General features: G+C 49.8%; 16 protein-coding genes. 10 read left to right on the top strand and 6 right to left on the bottom strand.

Annotated features, from left to right (window positions below):
• Positions 1-73: 73 nt before the first annotated feature.
• Together BUA14_RS01940 and BUA14_RS01935 are read right to left on the bottom strand one after the other, a co-directional pair.
• On the bottom strand, positions 74-775 hold the full coding sequence (locus BUA14_RS01940) for an RluA family pseudouridine synthase (RefSeq protein ID WP_072771031.1): 702 nt from the start codon (positions 773-775) through the stop codon (positions 74-76).
• Between the two features lie 143 nt (positions 776-918).
• The gene (locus BUA14_RS01935; protein WP_072771030.1) at positions 919-2,487 is read right to left on the bottom strand and encodes an FAD-dependent oxidoreductase; all 1,569 of its coding nucleotides are present in this window, start codon (positions 2,485-2,487) and stop codon (positions 919-921) included.
• 459 nt (positions 2,488-2,946) lie between these two features.
• Between BUA14_RS01935 and BUA14_RS01930 the strand changes: the two genes are divergently transcribed.
• Positions 2,947-4,914 carry a sigma-54 interaction domain-containing protein gene (locus BUA14_RS01930; protein ID WP_072771029.1) on the top strand — a complete coding sequence of 656 codons (1,968 nt, stop codon included), beginning with the start codon at positions 2,947-2,949 and terminating at the stop codon, positions 4,912-4,914.
• Between the two features lie 135 nt (positions 4,915-5,049).
• On the opposite strand, the gene BUA14_RS01925 is transcribed toward BUA14_RS01930, so the two are convergent.
• The 3 genes from BUA14_RS01925 to acs all read right to left on the bottom strand — a co-directional run bounded on the left by BUA14_RS01925 (position 5,050) and on the right by acs (position 10,432).
• Complete coding sequence (locus BUA14_RS01925; RefSeq protein WP_072771028.1) at positions 5,050-6,624, bottom strand: FAD-binding protein; 1,575 nt, start codon at positions 6,622-6,624, stop codon at positions 5,050-5,052.
• Between the two features lie 351 nt (positions 6,625-6,975).
• Positions 6,976-8,223, bottom strand: coding sequence for an L-lactate MFS transporter (locus tag BUA14_RS01920; protein WP_072771027.1), 1,248 nt, complete (start codon positions 8,221-8,223; stop codon positions 6,976-6,978).
• Between the two features lie 277 nt (positions 8,224-8,500).
• Entirely contained in the window at positions 8,501-10,432 is a 1,932-nt protein-coding gene (gene acs, locus BUA14_RS01915) for an acetate--CoA ligase (RefSeq protein ID WP_072771026.1), read from the bottom strand.
• Positions 10,433-10,755: 323 nt separating this feature from the next.
• On the opposite strand from acs, the gene truA reads away from it, so the two are divergent.
• The 8 genes from truA (at position 10,756) to menC (ending at position 19,038) form a co-directional block, all read left to right on the top strand.
• Positions 10,756-11,544, top strand: a complete 789-nt coding sequence (truA, locus tag BUA14_RS01905; RefSeq protein ID WP_072771025.1) for a tRNA pseudouridine(38-40) synthase TruA — start codon at positions 10,756-10,758, stop codon at positions 11,542-11,544.
• A gap of 12 nt (positions 11,545-11,556) precedes the next feature.
• Positions 11,557-11,718, top strand: a complete 162-nt coding sequence (locus tag BUA14_RS27755; protein WP_178371598.1) for a hypothetical protein — start codon at positions 11,557-11,559, stop codon at positions 11,716-11,718.
• A gap of 169 nt (positions 11,719-11,887) precedes the next feature.
• The gene (locus tag BUA14_RS01900; RefSeq protein WP_084078314.1) at positions 11,888-13,066 is read left to right on the top strand and encodes an isochorismate synthase; all 1,179 of its coding nucleotides are present in this window, start codon (positions 11,888-11,890) and stop codon (positions 13,064-13,066) included.
• A gap of 15 nt (positions 13,067-13,081) precedes the next feature.
• Complete coding sequence (gene menD, locus BUA14_RS01895) at positions 13,082-14,752, top strand: 2-succinyl-5-enolpyruvyl-6-hydroxy-3-cyclohexene-1-carboxylic-acid synthase (RefSeq protein ID WP_072771023.1); 1,671 nt, start codon at positions 13,082-13,084, stop codon at positions 14,750-14,752.
• A gap of 22 nt (positions 14,753-14,774) precedes the next feature.
• The gene (menH, locus tag BUA14_RS01890; RefSeq protein ID WP_072771022.1) at positions 14,775-15,584 is read left to right on the top strand and encodes a 2-succinyl-6-hydroxy-2,4-cyclohexadiene-1-carboxylate synthase; all 810 of its coding nucleotides are present in this window, start codon (positions 14,775-14,777) and stop codon (positions 15,582-15,584) included.
• A gap of 80 nt (positions 15,585-15,664) precedes the next feature.
• Positions 15,665-16,504, top strand: a complete 840-nt coding sequence (gene menB, locus BUA14_RS01885) for a 1,4-dihydroxy-2-naphthoyl-CoA synthase (protein ID WP_072771021.1) — start codon at positions 15,665-15,667, stop codon at positions 16,502-16,504.
• A 46-nt stretch (positions 16,505-16,550) separates the two neighbouring features.
• Entirely contained in the window at positions 16,551-17,912 is a 1,362-nt protein-coding gene (gene menE / locus BUA14_RS01880; protein WP_072771020.1) for an o-succinylbenzoate--CoA ligase, read from the top strand.
• A complete protein-coding gene (menC, locus tag BUA14_RS01875) occupies positions 17,902-19,038 on the top strand; it encodes an o-succinylbenzoate synthase (RefSeq protein ID WP_072771019.1) in 1,137 nt (378 codons plus the stop codon). The genes menE and menC overlap by 11 nt, the downstream gene beginning before the upstream one ends.
• Here menC and BUA14_RS01870 read toward each other — a convergent pair.
• Positions 19,035-19,472, bottom strand: a complete 438-nt coding sequence (locus BUA14_RS01870) for a hypothetical protein (RefSeq protein WP_072771018.1) — start codon at positions 19,470-19,472, stop codon at positions 19,035-19,037. The genes menC and BUA14_RS01870 overlap by 4 nt on opposite strands.
• 346 nt (positions 19,473-19,818) lie before the next feature.
• Here BUA14_RS01870 and ahpC point away from each other — a divergent pair, with 346 nt between their 5' ends.
• Positions 19,819-20,382: an alkyl hydroperoxide reductase subunit C gene (gene ahpC / locus BUA14_RS01865; protein ID WP_072771017.1), complete on the top strand. Its 564-nt coding sequence runs from the start codon at positions 19,819-19,821 to the stop codon at positions 20,380-20,382.
• The last annotated feature ends 2 nt before the right edge of the window (positions 20,383-20,384 follow it).

Raw genomic sequence — 20,384 nt, 5'->3', positions numbered from 1 at the left:
TTTCTTAAGAGTAGAAATTCTAGGGACGGTGCTTGTGTTCCCATCCTGAGCTTAAGATGTGCCGCTGTTTTGGTCATGACAAATCCAGCTCAAATTGATTCCAGGGCTTGTGTTGATGGGGATAACTCTTAAAATGCATTTGCCGCTTGGATATGGGGTGCAGGCAAGAAATCTCATAAGACCAAAGGCCAAGGTGTGGTCTCATCAGGGCTGTTTTAGAAGCCTTTACTATCTTGCCGTATTTATAATCTCCATAAAGAGGATGGCCCAGATGGGCAAATTGCACCCGGATTTGATGAGGTCTGCCTGTGCGCAAATTGACTTTCACCAGGCTGAGGTCAGCCTGGCTATGCACTACCTCATAGTCTAAAATAGCCTCTTTTGCCCCTTGTGCGCCTTTCTTCACTGCGGATACCTTATTTGACTTTTCGTCCTTGACCAAATAGTGAATTAAGGTGCTTTTTGGTTTCGCCGGCTGCCCTTGGATAAGTGCTAAATAGGTTTTGGTAAACTCCCGATTTCTGATTTGCTCGGAAAGTCTCGCTGCCGATTTTGAAGTCTTGGCAAAGATCATGACTCCGCCCACCGGGCGATCAAGACGGTGGACCAGACCTAAATAGACATTGCCGGGCTTATTATAACGTATTTTGATATCCTGCTTGAGCAGGGTGAGCATATCCATATCCCCGGTGCTGTCTTTCTGGGATAGGATATGGGGTGGTTTATCAACGACCAGTAAATGATTATCCTCATAGACAATTGGTATCGTAAACAACTCGCCAACTCCTTCTATGTCTCATTTACTTTTCAGTTGATTATTACTTCTATTTTTAGCAGGATTTTCCTGCTGCATTTTGTCGGAATAGTGTAAAAAAAGCCAGGTCATGAATCGACCTGGCTTTACTGTCAAGAGCTGAGTTACACAGACCCTTTGGTGATGACTTTGGCGGCAATATATCCGAAGGTTCCTGCAGCAGCTACACCACCGCCATAAGGCTCCTTGAACATGGCTGCAGTAGGGGGAGCTGCGTAGAGGTTTTTAATGGGTTGTCTTTGCACATCGAGGACTTGAGCTTTTTCGTTAATGACCAAACCGCCGAAGGTGTGATAGGCGCAGGTTCCCGTCGGAAAGGCATAGAAAGGTCCTTGGGCTATTTTATGGTGTCCGGCTACACGGGGAACATCCAGCTGGTCAGCCGTTCCATTGTCAATGGCTTTGTTATATTCACTGATGGTTTTCAGGAATGCCCCTTTATAGAATCCATAGGTTTCCTGCAGCTTAACAGCCAATTCTTCGAGAGTATCGCCTTTGACCGTCAGGCAGCCTTGGACTTCATTCATTTTCATAATGGATTCAGAGCTCTTGTTGGCATCATAGATAGCCTGGTCACCGATCATGAGGGCCATGCCACGTTTTTGTTTGATGATGGATTGGGGAACTCTTGGGTATTTGGCATCGATTGGGGAGGATTCATCAATAAAACGCTTTCCTTCAAGGTTTACCAATAACCCTGTTGTGTCTTCAGGGAAGAGGAAGGAGACCCAACCTATAGCGGGGGGGCGGCCATCACCGATACCAGGCAGGCTTTGAGGATCGCCGCCACGGGCTTTTTCCCAGGCTGCAGGGTTTTCCTCAGTTTGAGGATTAGGAGAAATTCCGATGAGGGTTCCGGAGAAGGTGGAGAAGCTTCCGCCGGTCAAAGCGCCGACTCCTTGAGCCATGAGCATGCCGCTGCCTGTGTTGTAAGGAACACCCATGGTACGGATAGAATCACCGTAGGGACCCATATAGCGGGCAGTGAGCCCTTTATTGGCCTGGAAGCCGCCGGCGGCGAGGATGACGGCGCCGGCTTTGATAAAGAGCTGGGTTCCGTCATTTTTCAGGGCATGAACCCCACAGACTTCACCGGCTTCATCGATGACCAGACGCATGACACGGGTGCTTAATAAAACCTGGCCGCCTTTGCTTTCAAAGAATTTGTGGAGAGCATCAAAATAGGATTTTTGCTTGAGATAACCTGGTTCACCGGAGCCCATAAGCCAGTCTTTGCTATGGCCGCGAGTGCCGCCGGCAGGGGTGATGGGGAAACCATTCTTTTGGAGCCAGGGAATATAGCTCTGTCTGAAGGTTTCAACATAGGTCTTGCCGAGAACTGGATCATGCAAGTCTTCAAAATGCTTTCGATATTCTTCCCAGGTATTAACTCCCCAGCAATGGATACCACCGCCGGAATAGATGGAGCCGCCGCCGATAAAACCGGCGATTTCGCAAATGACGGCTTTTTTTCCTTCTTCGACCACAGCGCATCCGGCGCTTAATCCACCATTACCTGAGCCGACGATAGCCACATCGGTCTCCATATCCCATTTCTCCGGGGCTGAAGCGGGAGCAGTGGCATCGGTGGTGTTGCAGCCTACTAAGAAGCCGGAGCCTGCGACTACGGCAGCGCCTAAAGAAGCTTTTTTGAGAAAATCCCTTCTGTTCATTGTTAATTCTTCCTCCTTGTTATTTGAGCTTTCTTTTGCATTATCTCTTCATATCCGCCTGGCATTTTTTTTGTCTTTTCCCAGGCGTGAAGGAGATGTGATATGGCTTTTATAATGCAAAAAGCGTGCCAGCACAGTAAAGAGTTGAATTGTGCTCGTGTTATCAAGGACTTCCGGCTCAAAACAGTCAACACCCCATGAATTGGCTTGAGATTTTTTATCCACTTTAGAATAAGTGCTTATTTTTTACTCAAAATATAGCCCTATTACCCCCTTCTTGTTCTTAATTGTCCTATTTAGTATAATTAAAGCATATCTGCGTTCATGTGAAAGAAATAGCTATTCTTTGTTTGAAGTTCATAACCTGGTATCAAGAAATATAAGGAGCGGTACAACCGTTATAGGGCCAGGAAACTATGCGAAGGTAGAAAAGAGGATGCCTGGGGGGAGTGAAGAAAGATGAGGTTGCGCGATTGCTTGAAGTTAGTGAGGGCGGAAGGCGTTGATCCTGCATATTTCCCAAAGATTAAGGATGAGTGGAAGCGCTTTTTAGCGGGGGAAAAGGTTAACAAGCAAATGATTCCCATCGAAGTGATTGAATCATGGGAGCGGAGCAGAAGCTATGGGATCGATCCCTATGGAACGGACTCCCATCCGGTCAATCCCTCAGGAAAAGAATATAAAAAATTGCAGGAAATGCTAAACAAGTACGGGTTCTTTTTTGAACGGATCGTGGAACTCGTGGAGCAGGATGGTCTTACTCTATACCTTAATACTGTTGATGGTTTAAACTATCATCTGTTTCGCAGTGGTGGAATGTCCGGTCATGCTTCCTTGGGACATTGCAATGAGAAAACCGTAGGCACCACCGCCAGTTGCCTTGCGAAACTTTATAATCAGCCCATCCTGCTGGTTCACCCTTATCGGTACAGTCAAAACTACACTCAGAATCATGGTGTTTCGGCGCCGATTCATAATGAAAAGAATGAAGTCATCGGAGCTTTGGGTTTAGGATTTGAAGATCCCCGATTTTGCATTCATGCTTATAGTATGATCAGCTTTATCGCCCAGGCTTTTGACAGCTTGTACCTGCCCTTGACCAATGGGTATGAGAAGCATATGCAAAAGATTATTGATTGTATGCCCCACGGAGTTGCCTTTGTGGATGAGCGGGATACGGTTCAGCTTTATAACAATAAAATTTTGGAACTATTGAAGATTAGGCGCAAGAACAATATAGAGGGAGAATTGAACAAGCAGCTGGCAAGGTTGGGTGTCGGAGCAGGTTTTAGGGATAAGCAAGAAGCTGCAGTTACTTGTGCAGAAATTCAGGTGGATAATGAAAAACATTATAAGCTTATTTTGCTTAAGGATAGGCTGGAGGGCAGAAAGCCTGGAATTTTCCCATCTCCGGAAGGGGAAGGCAAAGGGTTGTTTACCTTTGATCAGATTATTGGGGAAAGTGTCCTCGTTAAGGAAGCTAAAAAGGTTGCCGCCAATGTAGCCAGGACTTCGGTACCGGTTATGATTCATGGCGAGAGCGGCACGGGTAAGGAAATGTTTGCTCAAGCCATGCATAGTGCCAGTCCTCGCTGCAACGGACCTTTCGTGGCGATTAACTGCGGGGCCCTCCCCGGGGAGCTGGTGGAAAGTGAGTTGTTCGGTTACGAAGAAGGCTCTTTTACCGGTGCTCTGAAGGGAGGCAGAATCGGTAAGGTAGAAGCGGCTTCAGGAGGAACCCTCTTCCTGGATGAGATCGAAAGCATGCCCCTTAAGGATCAAATCAAACTCCTGCGTGTGCTCTCCACTGGGAAAGTGCAGAAGATCGGCAGCACCAAGGAAATCCAAGTGGATGTCCGCATCGTGGCGGCCACCAAGATCGATCTGCTGCAGCATGCCGATGATGGTTTATTCCGTGAGGATTTATTCTACCGGATCAGTACCTTTATTATTGAACTGCCGGCCTTAAGGCAGCGCAAGGAAGACATTGCAGCTTTGGCCGAGTATTTTATTAAGAAGCTTGCCCTAAAATACGATCGGGGTAAGATTAATATGGATCCAGTGTTCGTCGATGCGCTGCAGAGATATTATTGGCGGGGCAATGTCCGGGAACTGGAGCATGCTATGGAGCGGGCGATCATTATGCTGGAGGATGGGGAGACTCTCATGCTGGAGCATCTATCTTCGGGCATACAGCAAGCTTATAGGAAAAGAACTGTGGAAAAATTAGTGGCAGAGGCAGTCCAGACGACCTCCCATCGCCAAGGTTTGCTGGAATTGGCCGAGAGAAGGGTCATCGAGTATGTCCTGGAGCTGGTGGATGGGAACCAAAGTATGGCTGCCCAACAGCTGGGAATCAATCGCAGGACCCTCTATACGAAGCTCAATGGGAAATCCAATTCCGGCAGAGAGGTATTGGATGCCTAAAAAACAGGGCATTATCAGCAAAAACTGATAAGCCCTGTTTTCTATTGACAGAGAAGTGTATCAGGCAAGATACCTCTTTTGGTTAGAAGCACACCGGCTTGGATTTTTTGTTACCTTATCTGTTACTAGAGCGAATCAGACTGAGCCTTTGGCAATCACTTTACCGGCAATATAGCCAAAGGTTCCTGCCGAGGCGATTCCGCCTGCATAAGGTTCCCGGAACATGGCGGCAGTAGGAGGTGCGGCATAGAGATTCGCGATGGGCTGCCGCTGCAGATCGAGAACCTGAGCCTTTTCGTTGATAACCAGACCGCCAAAGGTGTGGTAGATGGCGACACCTGTGGGAAAGGCATAGAAGGGGCCGGCAGCAACTTTAAAATGCCCTCCTACTCTGGGAACATCCAACTGAGCCGCGCTACCGTTACCAATAGCTGTGTTATAGTCGTTAATGGTTTTGATCAAGGTTCCTTTATAGACACCATAGGCATCCTGCAATTTCGTGGCCAATTCATCCAGAGTATTGCCTTTGATCACCTTGACGCCCTGACTTTCATTCATTTTCAGAATGGCGTCTGAGCTTTTGTTTTTGTCAAAGATGGCCTGGTCGGCGATCATAAGAGCCATGCCGCGTTTTTGCTTGATAATGGTTTGGGGAACCCGGGGATACTTGGCATCGATGGGTGAGGTCTCATCCATAAAGCGCTTGCCTTGAAGATTGACTAAAATGCCGGTGGTATCCTCTGGGAAAAGGAAGGAGACCCAGCCTGGCGCCGGTGGGCGGCCATTGCCGATACCGGGAAGAGTTTGCGGATCGCCGCCCCGGGCTTTTTCATACTCCTCAGGCTTTTCTTCGGTTTGAGGATTGGGTGAAAGACCGATCAAAGTTCCGGAGAAGGTGGAGAAGCTGCCTCCGGTCAATGCTCCCACACCTTGAGCCATGAGCATGCCGCTTCCGGTATTGTAGGGAGTTCCCATCGTGCGGACGGTGTCCCCATTGGGACCTATGTATTGGGAGGTCAGGCCTTTGTTGGCTTGGAAGCCTCCGGCAGCCAAGACCACAGCACCGGCTTTAATAAAGATCGGATTCTCTCCCTTTTTCTGAGCGTAAACCCCGTTAACGGCACCGTTTTCGTCGATAACCAATTGACGAACCCGGGTGTTGGTTGAGATTTGGCCGCCTTTGCCTTCGATGAATTTTTGCAAAGCATCGAAGTAGGCTTTTTGCCTGAGATAGCCTTGCTCACTGGAACCCATGGTGTAGTCCTTGAGATAACCCCGATCCCCGCCGGCTGGGGTGATGGGAATGCCGATTTTTTGCAGCCAGGGAATGTAGGTTTGTCTGAAGGTTTCCACATAGGTTTTAGCCAAGACCGGGTCGTGCAAGTCTTCCGTGTAAGCTTTGTATTCCTCCCAGGTTTTGGTGCCCCAGGTGTGGAGCCCGCCGCCGGAATAAATGGAACCACCGCCGATGAAACCACTGATTTCGCAGATGATGACCTTTTTTCCCTCTTCCGCAGCAGCGGCACCCGCACTTAAGCCGCCGTTGCCTGCTCCGACAACGACCACGTCTGTCTCCATATCCCATTTGTCAGGAGTTGCGGCAGGGGGAGTGACATTGGTGGTGTTACAGCCAACTAAGAAGCCGGAACCGGCCATTACGGCAGCGCCTAAGGATGCCTTCTTAAGAAAATCCCGTCGATTTAGAGCCATAGTTAATACCCTCCTTTGGTTCAATTTGATGGAGACTGATTTCAGGAGAGAAACCAGTACTTAACTTATCTACAGACTTTTATTATTCCAAAAAACTCAAATGTTATTTTGATAAATCAGGCTTTCATAAATAAGGCATAAAGAAGAGTATCTTTATCCGGACCTTAGCACTTTTGAAGAGCATAAAAAAACGTAAAGACCTCTGGTAGCCAGTGGCCTTTACGTTAAGCTTAACCGCCATATTTATTAAGTTAAGGTGCAGTCAATGTTTACGCTTTGTCGGTTTGTCGGCGTATTCTGACCGCCATACAACTAAACTCCGGCCCCGCAAAGTCTGGCTTGTAGTCTTGACTATGCTTTTTCCGCTTCCAGGGGATTGCCTTTTAAGAAGATGGTCAGGAAAGCGGCGATCAGACAGAGAGCGGCAGCGATTAAATAAGCATAGAAGTAACTGTTGGTCAGATCCACCACTGCTCCTGCCATCAGAGGGCCGAAGACTCCACCTACACCCCAGGCGGTAAAGATCAGCCCGTAGTTGACACCGCCGTTTTTGGTGCCGAAAAAGTCATAAGTGGCTGAGGGGAAAAGGGAAAGGAGGGAACCATAGCTCAAACCGGTCATAATGGCCCCCAGGGCGATGAGAGCGGGGCTGCTGTAGAAGGTAAAGGCCAGCATATTAAGACCTTGCAGGCTGAAAAAGATGCGCATGGTCCAGCTTCTACCGATTCGGTCCGAGAGCCAGCCGGCCAACACCCGGCCTCCGGCGTTAAAGATGGCCAACAAAGCGACCATGGCAAAACCCCAGGAGATCCCGGTCTGGAGCTTAGTGATGGTGGAGAGCTGTCCGATGATCATAAGTCCTGCAGTAGCACCGGCAGCGAACATAATCCAAAGGAGATAGAAGCGGGGGTCCTTAAGCATCTCCTGCCAGCTGAAATCCCCTTTTGCTGCAGGCGGAGAAGATGGGGGAGCATTGAGGGAAGTGGCGGCTTGGGGAGAGGCCGGCGCGGAGGGAGCGGTGGGGGTGGCGGTAGAGCGGGGAACTGCTAATACTTGGGAGAGAGCGACAATGGCAAAGAGGAAAATAAATCCCTCAATGCGGAAGGCGCTTTTGACACCGAGATTGCCGATGAGAAAATTGGTCAGGGGAGCGATGTAGAGGGAGGCCAGCCCAAAACCGGCGACGACGATGCCTGAGATCAGGCCCTTCTTTTGGGGAGGGAACCATTTTACAGCGGCAGGAGTTGCTGCCGAATAGCCAAGGCCGATCCCAATTCCGGCGATGACTCCGAAGGTTAAAGTGAGGATGAAGAGAGAATCCGTCAAGCTGCTTAGGATAAGTCCTCCTCCAGCGAAGATACCTCCTGCCGTAGCCACCCAGCGGGGGCCGAAACGGTCCTGGAGGCGGCCTCCGGGAACCATCATCAGAGCAAATACCGCACAGGCCACCGTATAGGGCAGGGAGGCGGCAGTTTTTGACCAGGCTAATTGCTCAGTCAAGGCAGCGGCGAAAACACTCCAGGTATAGAGCACTCCCAGGGCAAGGTTGATACCTGTGCCGGCAAAGGTTACAGTCCACCCGCGCGTGGTTTTATTCATAATCTCGCTCCTTTCCTTTGGGAAACATTGGGGATCAAGAAAATCCGATCAGAATTGACAGTAATTATGAAATTATGGCTTTGGTCATCTTTGACAGGGTTCATTTAAGATGGCTGCAGGGCTGTAAAATTTATATTTACAGAAATATACATTTACGAGGGCTTATAATATACACTAGGGAAGATGACGGCTTGGAATGCTGGAGATGATGGTTAAAGAAAGGCCAGGGGAATCCCTGGCCTCATAGTAGTGAGAGGCTCCTCACTATGGGGTTGACTTACTCCTGGTAATTGGCTTTGAGGGTATTGACCACAGAGGCGTCGGCCAAAGTGGTGGTATCACCGATAGCACGTCCCTCGGCAATGTCTCTGAGGAGGCGGCGCATGATCTTACCGCTGCGGGTCTTGGGCAGTTCGGCGGTAAAGAAGATATCATCCGGCCGGGCCAGAGCTCCGATCTTCTTCGCCACATGTTTCTTTAACTCGTTCTCCAGATCGGGAGTGATTTCGATGCCTTCCTTTAAGGTGACGAAACAGGCCAGGGCCTGCCCTTTAACTTCATGGTTTTTACCGATAACGGCAGCCTCGGCAACAGAGGGGTGATCCACTAAAGCGCTTTCCACTTCCATGGTGCCGATCCGGTGGCCGGAAACGTTGATGACATCATCCACCCGGCCCAGTATCCAGAAATACCCGTCCTTATCCCACTTGGCGCCATCACCGGGGAAGTAGACTCCCGGCCAGTTGCCGAAGTACGTCCGCTCGAAGCGTGCCGGATCCCCGTAGATATTGCGCAGCATAGCAGGCCAAGGCTCCTTGATAGCCAGGTAGCCGCCGCTACCTTTGGGGACGGGATGGCCGGCGCTGTCCACCACTTCGATTCTGACTCCCGGGAAAGGTACGGTACAGGAACCGGGCTTTAAGGAAGTAATTCCCGGCAGAGGGGTCATCATAATCATACCTGTCTCGGTTTGCCACCAGGTATCCACGATGGGGCACCGTTCTCCGCCAATGTATTTGTAATACCACATCCAGGCTTCCGGATTGATGGGCTCTCCCACGGAGCCCAATAAGCGCAGGCTGGATAAATCCCGGCTTTGGGGATATTGGGGGCCCCATTTCATAAAGGTCCGGATGGCCGTGGGTGCGGTGTAGAGAATAGTGACTTTATATTTCTCGACGATTTCCCAGAACCGATCCCGGTTCGGATAATCAGGACTTCCCTCATACATAAGGACAGTGGCTCCATTAGCCAAGGGGCCGTAAACAATATAAGAGTGACCGGTAATCCAGCCCACATCCGCGGTGCACCAGTAAACATCCTCTTCCTTGAGATCAAAGACCCAACGATGGGTAGTGGATACCCCCACCATATAGCCCCCCGTGGTGTGGACTACTCCCTTGGGTTTCCCTGTAGTACCGCTGGTGTAGAGGATAAAGAGCATATCCTCTGCATCCATGGGCTCCGCCGGACACACCGGGGAGGCCTTGGCCATTTCTTCATGATACCAAAGGTCCCGATTCTCTTTCATTTGCACGGTTTGCTTGGTTCGTTGAATAACAAAAACATGTTCCACGCAGTCCACGCCGTCCAAAGCGATATCGGTGTTATCTTTCAAGGGGATGGTGTTGCCCCGGCGAAAGCTGCCATCGGAAGTAATGACGACTTTAGCCTGGGCATCGATGACCCGATCCCGCAAGGCCTCCGAACTGAAGCCTCCGAAGACCACACTGTGAGGAGCCCCAAGCCGGGCGCAAGCCAGCATGGAAATCACGGCTTCCGGAATCATCGGCAGATAGATGGTGACCCGATCACCTTTGTTCACCCCATTGGCTTTGAGGACATTAGCGAATTTTGAGACTTCACGATGGAGATCCTGGTAGGTAAGAACCTGGCTGTCCCCATTTTCTCCTTCGAAGATAATAGCGGCTTTGTTGCGATGCCAATTATGGAGGTGGCGATCCAGACAGTTGGCGGAGGCGTTGAGTTTCCCACCGACAAACCACTGGGCGAAGGGAGGGTTCCACTCCAGGGTTTTTTCCCAAGGGCTCAACCAGGAGAGTTGTTTAGCTTGTTCCTCCCAAAAGCCGAGACTTTGACCTTGTTCATAGATATCCGCGCTTTGAATAAGTGCGTTTTTGTGGAATTCCTCACTGGGGATGAACTGTCTATCCTCTTCCAACAAAGCCTCAAGATTCTTTTCTTCCATAGGTAGTCCTCCTTCTCTCATACCATCCTCAATAGTTTATAAAGATGAAAATGTTTATTGCATTGTATCAAAGGGAGGAAAGGAAGAAAACGGAATAAGAATGAAAGGGCGGCGGGCCGAGATTAAAGGAGCTTTCCGGGAAGTTATCCGGGGCACAAACTTTGGAGAAAAAGTTCTCTCCAGGGCGAATGGTCGTTTTTTCTGGGGCAATGGGGAGGCGGGGGAACTTGGGGGTTCAACGGTGTCTTGACGGTGTTGAACGGGAGTTTTAATATGGGAAAGAAAGGCCATGCTATATTAAAGATAGAAAGGATAGCTTCCAGATGGATGATAAGAGGAATATTTGTCTGAAGGTTGCTTATGACGGGACCCATTACCATGGGTTTCAACGCCAGCCGGAATTCCACGGCCCCACTATTCAAGGTACTTTGGAGACGGTGTGGGCTAAGCTGGTGGAAGAAGAAGTAACCCTCAATACAGCCGGACGAACAGATACAGGGGTTCATGCCGCCGGTCAGGTGGTAAATTTCCGGACCGGGGTCCGGATCCCCGTGGATAAGATTCCCAAGGCTTTTAATAGTCTGCTCCCCCGGGATATCCGCATCCTGGCGGCCCAGGAAGCAACTGAAAATTTTCATGCCCGTTTCTCCGCTAAGTGGAAGCGCTATGACTACCGGATCGATAACCATCCGGTAGCCGATGTCTTTACCCGGCTGTACTCTCTGCATGAACCCGTCAGGCTGGATTGGCAAAGGATGCAGCAAGGAGCTCAGTATCTGGTAGGACGGCATAATTTTAAAGCTTTTTCAGCGGCAGGGGGAACCAGCAAAACCTTTGAACGAACCCTCTATCTATGTCAAGTGGCGGAGAATCAGGGCCATCTCCGGATTACCTGCATCGGCGATGGCTTCCTTTATAATATGGTGCGTATTATTGCCGGGACCTTGGTTTATGTGGGGAAAAACCGTATTCAGCCGGAGGAGATTCCGGATATACTGATTTCCCTTGACCGGAAACGAGGGGGAGTTACGGTAACTCCTCAGGGACTCACCCTGAGCTATGTTCATTATGGGGATGAGCTGCCCAAGGATATTTTCCCTGAGTTATTCTAGGGGGTGTTAGCCATGATTCCCCCAGGCCAATGGGGGCCATGGATCAATGGCGGCGGATGGATTACGTTCCAGGGCATGCCTGTGGATATTCTTCTCTACGACGTAGTAAGGGTTGAAGCAGTTTTACAGGACTGCATAGAAGGAAAGGTAACCAGCGATTATCAGGCGGTCTGAAATAATTCACTGAAAAGGAAAGCCTGAGGAAAGTCAATTTTCCTCAGGCTTTGGCATTTACTACTTAAAACACTATGGGGGGTGTTTTTTTTATTGACAATAAATAGGGATGAGAGTAATATCCAAGATGAAGAAATGAACTTTAGTTCATTATTTGATTTAAGCGGATTTGAACGGGGAGATAAGTTTGAACTACCAAGTGAAGGAAGCAGCCTTAAAAGACAGCTTTGCTTTTTGGCAGAGCTTTGAAGATGAGGAGAGGGTGTTGTTTTATCATCCTTTCCAGCAACAGCTTATTATGGGGGCCAGGCGTTTAAAAACCTTTGAGCCGGGAGAGAGTTACCGGGGATATCCATATGTCTTTTCCACCAGAACTTTCTTTCCCACCCTTAAAGATCCGAAATGGTCGGGGCTGGGCAATGAGACCATCGCCTTCCAATACTATCTGGTTGAAGAAAAGGCCGGGCAAAAGCTTTATTACGCCCATGAGACAGCCGATATTTCCGCTATTCCCCCCAAAGAGTTTGCTCCCCATCGACATGATTATGAGGTTCTTGCTGATGACTATCAGGAATGGCAGGAATTATTCGAGTGTGCAAAACAAAAAGTTCTGGCCGGGAAAGTACAGAAAGTGGTGATTTCCCGGGAGATAAAAATTCAGTGTAAAACCATGGTGTCTATTACCGGTGTGTTAAAAAACCTTATGGAGAAAAATCCCCATTCCTTCATTTTTGCCTATGGCAAGGAGGGAAAGATCTTCCTAGGCGCAACGCCGGAAATAGTAGCGAGGAAGGAAAAAGGGCAAATCATGAGCTATGCTTTGGCGGGTACCAGGGCACGGAATGCTGATGAAGGGGATGAGCAAGGGAAAACGGCCCTTCTCAACGATCCTAAAAACCGTCATGAGCATCAAATAGTCCTGGATTACATAGCCAAGGTCATGAACACCTACAGCGATGAAGTCCTGATCGGAGAGACAACGACGTTGCAGCTTAAGAATTTGTATCACCTGAAGACTCCTCTGGCAGCGAAGGTCAAGGAGAATAGCTCTTTAACCGCTTGGGTTGCACGCCTGCATCCTACACCGGCCTTAGGCGGATATCCGGTGGCGGAGGCTTTGGCCATCATCGCCCGCTCGGAAAAGCATGAGCGGGGGTTATATGCCGCACCGCTGGGTATCATGAACGAAGATGGAGATGGCACCTTTGTGGCCGGAATCCGCTCGGCCCTCATTGAGGGAAGGACAGTTTATGCCTATACAGGCTGTGGGATCGTCGCCAACTCAGAATGTGCGGAGGAATATGCAGAGACGGCCCATAAAGCCCAAACCATCCTGGAAAGTCTGTAATAAAGGGGAACAAGGATGACAAATTATATTGCGGCCCTGGTTGACGAATTATACCAGCTCGGTGTGCGTGAAGCGGTCATTAGTCCCGGTTCCCGTTCCACTCCTCTCTCCGTGCTGTTTTGCGAATACGGCTTTCAGGTCTATGTCAGTATCGATGAACGGTCGGCAGGATTTTTCGCCTTAGGCATAGCTAAGGAAAAAGAGCGCCCCGTTGTGCTGGTGTGTTCCTCCGGTTCGGCGGTGGCCCATTACTTCCCGGCTATCGTCGAGGCAAAGCATTCCCATGTCCCCTTAATCGCCTTAACGGCGGATCGGCCCCCCGAATTGCGTCAGGTGGGGGCTCCTCAAACCATCGATCAAATCAAGTTTTATCATGATTACGCCAAGTACTTTGAAGAGCTGGCTCTTCCTGAAGAAAGGGAAGGCATGTATCGGTATGTGCGCGGGGTGATGCGCAAAGCTTATGTAAGTTCTCTGGATCGGGGATATGGGGTAGCTCATATCAATATCCCTTTGCGTGAACCGTTAAGCCCTGATTTGGATGAGGTGGATTTTACGGCGGGTCGCTTGGACTATCCTTTTGCCTGGAAAACAGGGGAAAAGAGGCTGACTATGGATAGTTCGGTGACTATGGACAGTTCGGTTTTCCAGGATAAAAAGGGGATCATTATCTGCGGCGGTGATCCTTACGCAGATTATCACAGAGAGGTCCTGGAGCTGGCAGAGCGTTTAAAGGCACCCCTGCTGGCTGATCCTCTCGCCAATTTTCGCAATGATGACCATCCCCTGATCATGGATTGCTATGATGCCTTTCTAAAAAGTGATGCGGTTAAGATGGAATTAAAGCCTGAATTTATCATTCATTTTGGTCAGACTCCCGTTTCCAAACGGTTGCAGAATTTCACGGCCATGCATCAGGATGTTCTGTATTTTCAGGTCAATGATCACTTTCAATACCGGGAGCCCTCCCTGTCGATCAGCCGGTATCTTATTGCGTCACCCAAGGCTTTTGCTCAGTCTATTAAGGTTTACAATACCAATGATGACTACCCGGGACGGTGGCGGCATTATCAAACCCGCATGCGGCGGCGGCTCAATCTCGCTCAGGATGAGGAGGAGCTGTTTGAAGGGAAACTGGTGCAAAGGCTGCAGGACAGTCTTCCTGAGGGGAGCCGTCTCTTTGTCGCCAATAGTATGGCTATCCGCGATGTGGATTACTTTCTGGAGGCGCGTCAGCAAAGGATTAAAGTCTTAGGCAACCGGGGAGCCAATGGCATCGACGGTACGGTCTCCACTGCTTTGGGAGTTGCCACCAGCGGCCATCCTACGGTGCTGCTGACAGGGGATTTAGCTTTCTTTCATGATTTAAACGGCCTGTTGATCGGGAAAAACCATGGACTGAATTTAATTATCGTCCTCCTCAATAATAATGGCGGTGCTATTTTTAAGTATTTGCCCCAAAGTGAAAATAAGTATTTTGAACTGTTGTTTATGACCCCTCACGGTATGGATTTCAGCGGGCTTAAGACCCTGTATGATCTGACTTATTATGAACCGGTTGATTATGAAAGCTTTGAGCAGAATTTTCAGGAAGCCCTGACTTTAAGTGGGGTCAAGGTGCTGAATGTCAAAATCGATGCCCGGCTGAGCAAAGAGCTGCATGATCGGTTGACGAATCTTGATTAAAGGATAAGTGAGGAAAACAAAGGTGTTCACTACGATTGAGGACTGCCGGTATTATACGGAGGTAAAGGGCTCCGGGCCGACTCTGGTCTGTTTGCATGGTTTTGCGGAAAATTCCGGCACCTGGGAATTTATTCAGCTCCAGGACTGTCAAATGGTCCTGGTGGATTTGCTCGGGCATGGCCGCAGCGCCAAACCTTCTTCCCTGGAACCCTATAGCTTGCCCGTGCTGCTGGGGCAGCTCCATGAGCTGGTTGCAGGGTTAGGCTGCACAAGGTATTCCTTGCTGGGCTATTCTCTGGGTGGGCGTATTGCCTTGGCTTACGGTGCCGCTTATCCCCGGGAGGTTCAGGGGCTGATTCTGGAGAGTTCAGCTTATGGGATGGGGGATGAGGAGCAGCGGGCTCTGCGGAGAGAACAGGATGCCTGGCTGGCCCGAGAGATTCTGGAAAAGGGCATCGAGTGGTTTGCTGAGCACTGGTCCAGCCTCCCTCTGTTTGCCTCCCAAACCCGCTTGCCTCCGGAAATCCGCGCTAAGATCAGGGCAAGGCGTCTGGAGAATGCGCCCCATGCCCTGGCCAATACTCTGCTGGGAAGCGGGCAGGGAGTGTTTCCCTGTTTAAGGGAGCAGATCCCGGCTTTGCCCATGCCGATCCTGTACATCCATGGGGAACAGGATGAGAAGTATAGGGAAATTGGACGGGAGATCGTGGATTTAAACCCAGGGATAAGGAGGGAGATGATCCCGGGGGCGGGACATAATGCTCATCTTGAAAATCCCGCCGCTTTTGAGAAAATAGTCCGGAATTTTTGGGGGGAGTTAACCAAGCCTTAAGGTGATGCTTTTGGTCTGGTGTTTTTGGTCTGGTACTTTTAGTCCTGAAGGTGTGAAAAAGTTTGATTGGAGGTATGATTATGAAATTTGCCTGGGAAACGGCTGCCGCTCAGTATGAAGACATTATCTATGAGACCTATGAAGGGATGGCCAAAATCACTATCAACCGGCCGGAGGTCCGCAATGCCTTCCGGCCCAAAACGGTTAAGGAATTGATGGATGCCTTTATAGTTGCCCGGGAAGACAGCCGGATTGGCGTCATTATTTTGACGGGGGCCAATCATGGTCAGGGTCAGGATCAAGAGGCTTTTTGTTCCGGAGGGGACCAGCGGGTACGGGGCCATGGGGGGTATGTGGGTGAGGATCAGATCCCCCGGCTTAATGTTTTGGATCTCCAGCGCTTAATCCGGGTCATTCCCAAACCCGTCATTGCGATGGTCAATGGCTATGCCATCGGCGGCGGTCATGTTCTGCATCTTGTTTGCGATTTAAGTATTGCCTCGGAAAATACCCGCTTCGGTCAGACAGGACCGAGAGTGGGGTCCTTTGACGCCGGTTATGGGGCCGGCTATCTGGCCCGCATTGTCGGACACAAAAAAGCCCGGGAGATCTGGTATTTATGCCGCCAATATACGGCCCAGGAAGCTTTGGCCATGGGCTTGGTGAATAAGGTGGTGCCCTTCGAGCAGCTGGAAGAAGAAACGGTAACCTGGGCCAGGGAAATTCTCCAGCATTCCCCCACAGCGTTGCGTTTCCTCAAGGCGGCTTTCAATGCCGATACGGATGGGTTAGCCGGCCTGCAGCAATTAGCCGGGGATGCCACCCTTTTGTACTATACAACGGATGAGGCGAAAGAGGGACGGGACGCTTATCAGGAGAAACGAAGCCCTGATTTTCAGCAGTTTCCCAAGTTTCCTTAAGAATTCCAACGAATTTTACTGAACTAAGGAAGGGCGGGGGAAAGCAATGGTGGTCAACTGGCTTAAAAAGCAGGCTTTGGAAAAACCCCATAAGCTGTTTTTGAATGAACTGTCCTTTCAGGAAGTGGACCGTCGTGTCACCGACCTGGCCGGTCGGATCTATCCCTTTGTCAAAGCCGAAGACAGAGTTGCTCTTTACGCTCCTAATTCGGTGGACGTGGCCCTGTTTTTTTTGGCCCTGCAGGCTTTGCAGATCGAGGTATTCATGATGAATACCCGCTTGACTGCGGAGGAAAGAGCAAAGAAGTTAAACACATTAAACATCCGGGTGGCTTTTTCCGACGATGATACGTTTATTCCCTTGGCAAGGGTGCTGGCCGGTGACTATGATGAACAGGCACGCTGCCGGGAAGAAGAGGCCCCGGAGAAGATTGCGGTGATTATGGATACCAGTGCAACCAGCGGTGACTATAAGTCGGTGCCCCTGCGCGGGAAGCAGTTGGATGCTCATGTGCAGGCCTCCCGGCAAGTTCTGGGAGTCAGGGAAGAAGATAACTGGCTGCTCGTCCTCCCCATGTATCATATCGGCGGTTTAGCCATTTTAATGCGCAGCTTGTATAATGGCACCCGAGTCACCCTGCTGGGAAAATTCGCTGAAGAGCAGATCATAAAATGGATCGAAGAGGGTTCGCTGACGATGCTCTCCCTGGTTCCCACCCTGTTGATGAGGATTGTCAACCGCATCCGCCAACATCGTTTGCGGGTGGTTTTGGTGAGCGGGGAATTCATTCCTAAATCCTTGGTGGAAATTTGCCTGGAGAAAAGGATTCCCATCTATAAATCCTACGGCATGACGGAGACCACCAGTCAATGCACGACCTTTTGCGTCGCGGAAAACCCTGCCAAGCTGGATTCGGTGGGCTTGCCCTTGCCGGGGGTCACTCTCCGCATTGTTAATCCGGATGGGGAGGGAATCGGAGAAGTATCCATTCAAAGTCCCATGGTTATGGACGGGTATCTGGGGAAAGAGGCGGTGGAGGGGTTCCTTAACACCCAGGATATGGGCTATGTGGATGAGGAGGGGTATCTCTACATCCTGGATCGGCGCAGAGATATCCTTATCTCTGGAGGAGAAAACATCTATCCTCAGGAAATTGAGCAGGTTTTGTATGCCCATCCTGAGATATCAGAATGTGCCATTGTCGGGATGAAGGATGAAAAGTGGGGACAGGTACCGGTATTGTTTGTAGTTTCCTCCTTGGGGGATGAGGAGCTCATGGATTATCTGGCCGGGAAACTGGCCAGGTATAAATTGCCCCGAAAAATAGTGCATTTACGGTCGCTGCCGAGAAATGCCACGGGCAAAATACTGAAAAAGAATTTGGCAGAGCTGGCCTATGCGGATTGAGAAAATTGAAGTGTTCCATTTGCGCATGCCCATGAAGTTCAGCTTTAAATCCTCCCAAGCTCTGTTTCATCAGCGGGAGACTCTGGTGATTAAGGTAACGGATGAGTTGGGCCATTTCGGGTTTGGCGAGGTGGTTGCTTTCCAGGGGCCTTTTTATACTGGGGAGACCCTGCCCCGCGCCAAGGAAGTCCTGCTTCAACGCTTGCTTCCCCAACTCCTGGAGGGAGAGATATCCCACCCCTTTGCCATTCACTCCTGGCCGGATTTGGGTTATCCCATGGCTGTGGCCGGAGTAGAGAACGCTCTTCTGGACGGGTTCGCCCGCCGGCAGCAGCAGTCGATTATGGACTCTGTATTTGATGAAGAGACCCAGGAGAGGATTTATGGGGGCATGGTCCTGGGAGATCTGGAGCCGGCCACCTTGCTCAGGCAAATCGAAGACTATCTCCAAGAAGGGTATGTGCGGTTTAAAATCAAAATCAAGCCTGGGGACGGTTTTGCCAAATTGCAGAGGGTCCGTGAAAAATACCCTGATTTAATGCTATTGGCTGATGCGAACCGAAGTTTCCATGCAGAACAGCTCCCCGAGCTGAGAAAAATTGATCAGCTGGGATTGCTGTGTCTTGAAGAACCCTTGGCGTCCGGAGATCCAGGCGCTTATCAAAGGCTCCAGGAACAAATGCTAACCCCCCTATGTCTGGATGAAAGTATCCAGACCAAAGCGGATCTGCTCCAGGCTGCTGAGTCAGGAGCTTGTCAGGCTGTCAATCTCAAGGTGGGCCGCGTAGGCGGTCTGGCCTATGTTAAAGAAATGATTGAGATCTGCCGTAAGCATAAGATCCATTATTGGATCGGCAGTATGATGGAAAGCGGAATATCAAAAATTCTCCATGTCCATTTAGCCAGCCTAAAAGACAACTACATCCCCGGAGACTTATCTTCATCCCGGCGTTATTTTGCCAGAGATGTGATTCGGCCGGAGATAACAGTCCAAAGGGGCCTTATCCAGGTACCCCGGGGCCCGGGCTTAGGTGTGGAGATCGATGAAGAGGCTTTAAATTATTACACAATTGATCAGAGGACCCTGGAACGGGGTACGGGTCCCGGAATCAATGGCTCCAGCTAACGGGCTATGGTTGGTTCTTGGGAAGATGCATGGGCTTTCATCTGGTCGCCCAGGGCGGACAGACCAAAGCCGATGACGCTGACGATATCCCCTATAGCAGTGAACCAACTTCCCTTTAACATTAAAGGTGATGCATCAGGGGCAGAGGCTGCGATTTCCTGGTATCTGACGATGGCTACATAAGCTATAAGGATGCTGCCGATCAAAAATGTCCAGCTTGACGCGGCGATCGTGCGGGCAGAACGATCCGGCTGAGGTGTCCGGCTGAATTCCTCGATGATGATGGCTTCCTCAGCCTGGTAAGTGGAGATTAAGGCGATAATAGAAGCAATGAGAAAAAGAACATCGCCGATTCTTTCATCTTTGACTAAGCTTAGCTCAAAGGCGGTTTCATGGGCGGTCTGGGCAGCGCTTTTTTGAGTGGAATTGAACATTAAGAATTACCCCTTTATCTTGATATTGCATAATATGCCGAAAAAAGGATGGATGTTTGCTTTTTCCCACAAAGCAAAACCGTCTTTTTTTCACTTCCGGCCGGAAAGCTTAAGATGGGGGAGCGGCCGGGCTTTGGAGGAAGAGGTCTCACAAATAAATGTAGGAAAAAAATTTGGCAAATTGACTAAAAAGTACTTGATTTTCCCAGGCAAATAGATACAATATATAATATAATTACTTATTTATAAAGATTATAATTATCATTGAAGATGAGCAAAAGAAGAGAAGATAGATCCGGCATTTTGCCGATCACAATAAAAAAATAATGATAAGGGGGAAATTATTATGTCACTTATCGGTAAAGAAGTAAACGAGTTCAAGGTGCAGGCTTTTGTGGAGGGTGCTTTCAAGGAGGTAACCAAAGCGGATTTGCTGGGCAAATGGTCGGTTTTCGTATTCTACCCTGCTGATTTTACTTTTGTTTGCCCCACAGAGCTGGGGGATCTGGCCGATCAATATGATGAATTCAAGAAAATCGGTGTGGAGATTTACTCCGTGTCCACCGATACCCATTTTGTGCATAAGGCTTGGCATGATGCCTCCGACACCATCAGAAAAATCCGCTATCCGATGCTGGCTGACCCAACCGCCAAGCTGGCCAAGGACTTTGAGGTTTATATTGAAGAGGAGGGCTTAGCTCTGCGGGGCAGCTTTGTGGTCAATCCTGAAGGAAAGATCGTAGCCTATGAAGTCAACAGCAACAATATCGGCCGTGAGGCAGCGGAATTGCTGCGCAAGGTGCAGGCTGCTCAGTTCGTTGCGGAGCATGGGGATCAGGTTTGCCCGGCAAAATGGCGGCCCGGTGCAGAAACCCTTAAACCCAGCCTGGATCTGGTAGGGAAGCTGTAAGC

This window comes from Desulfitobacterium chlororespirans DSM 11544, assembly GCF_900143285.1.
Classification (GTDB): domain Bacteria; phylum Bacillota; class Desulfitobacteriia; order Desulfitobacteriales; family Desulfitobacteriaceae; genus Desulfitobacterium; species Desulfitobacterium chlororespirans.
Note: the sequence above shows the minus strand (reverse complement) of the source record. Positions and strands in the feature narration are given on the sequence as shown.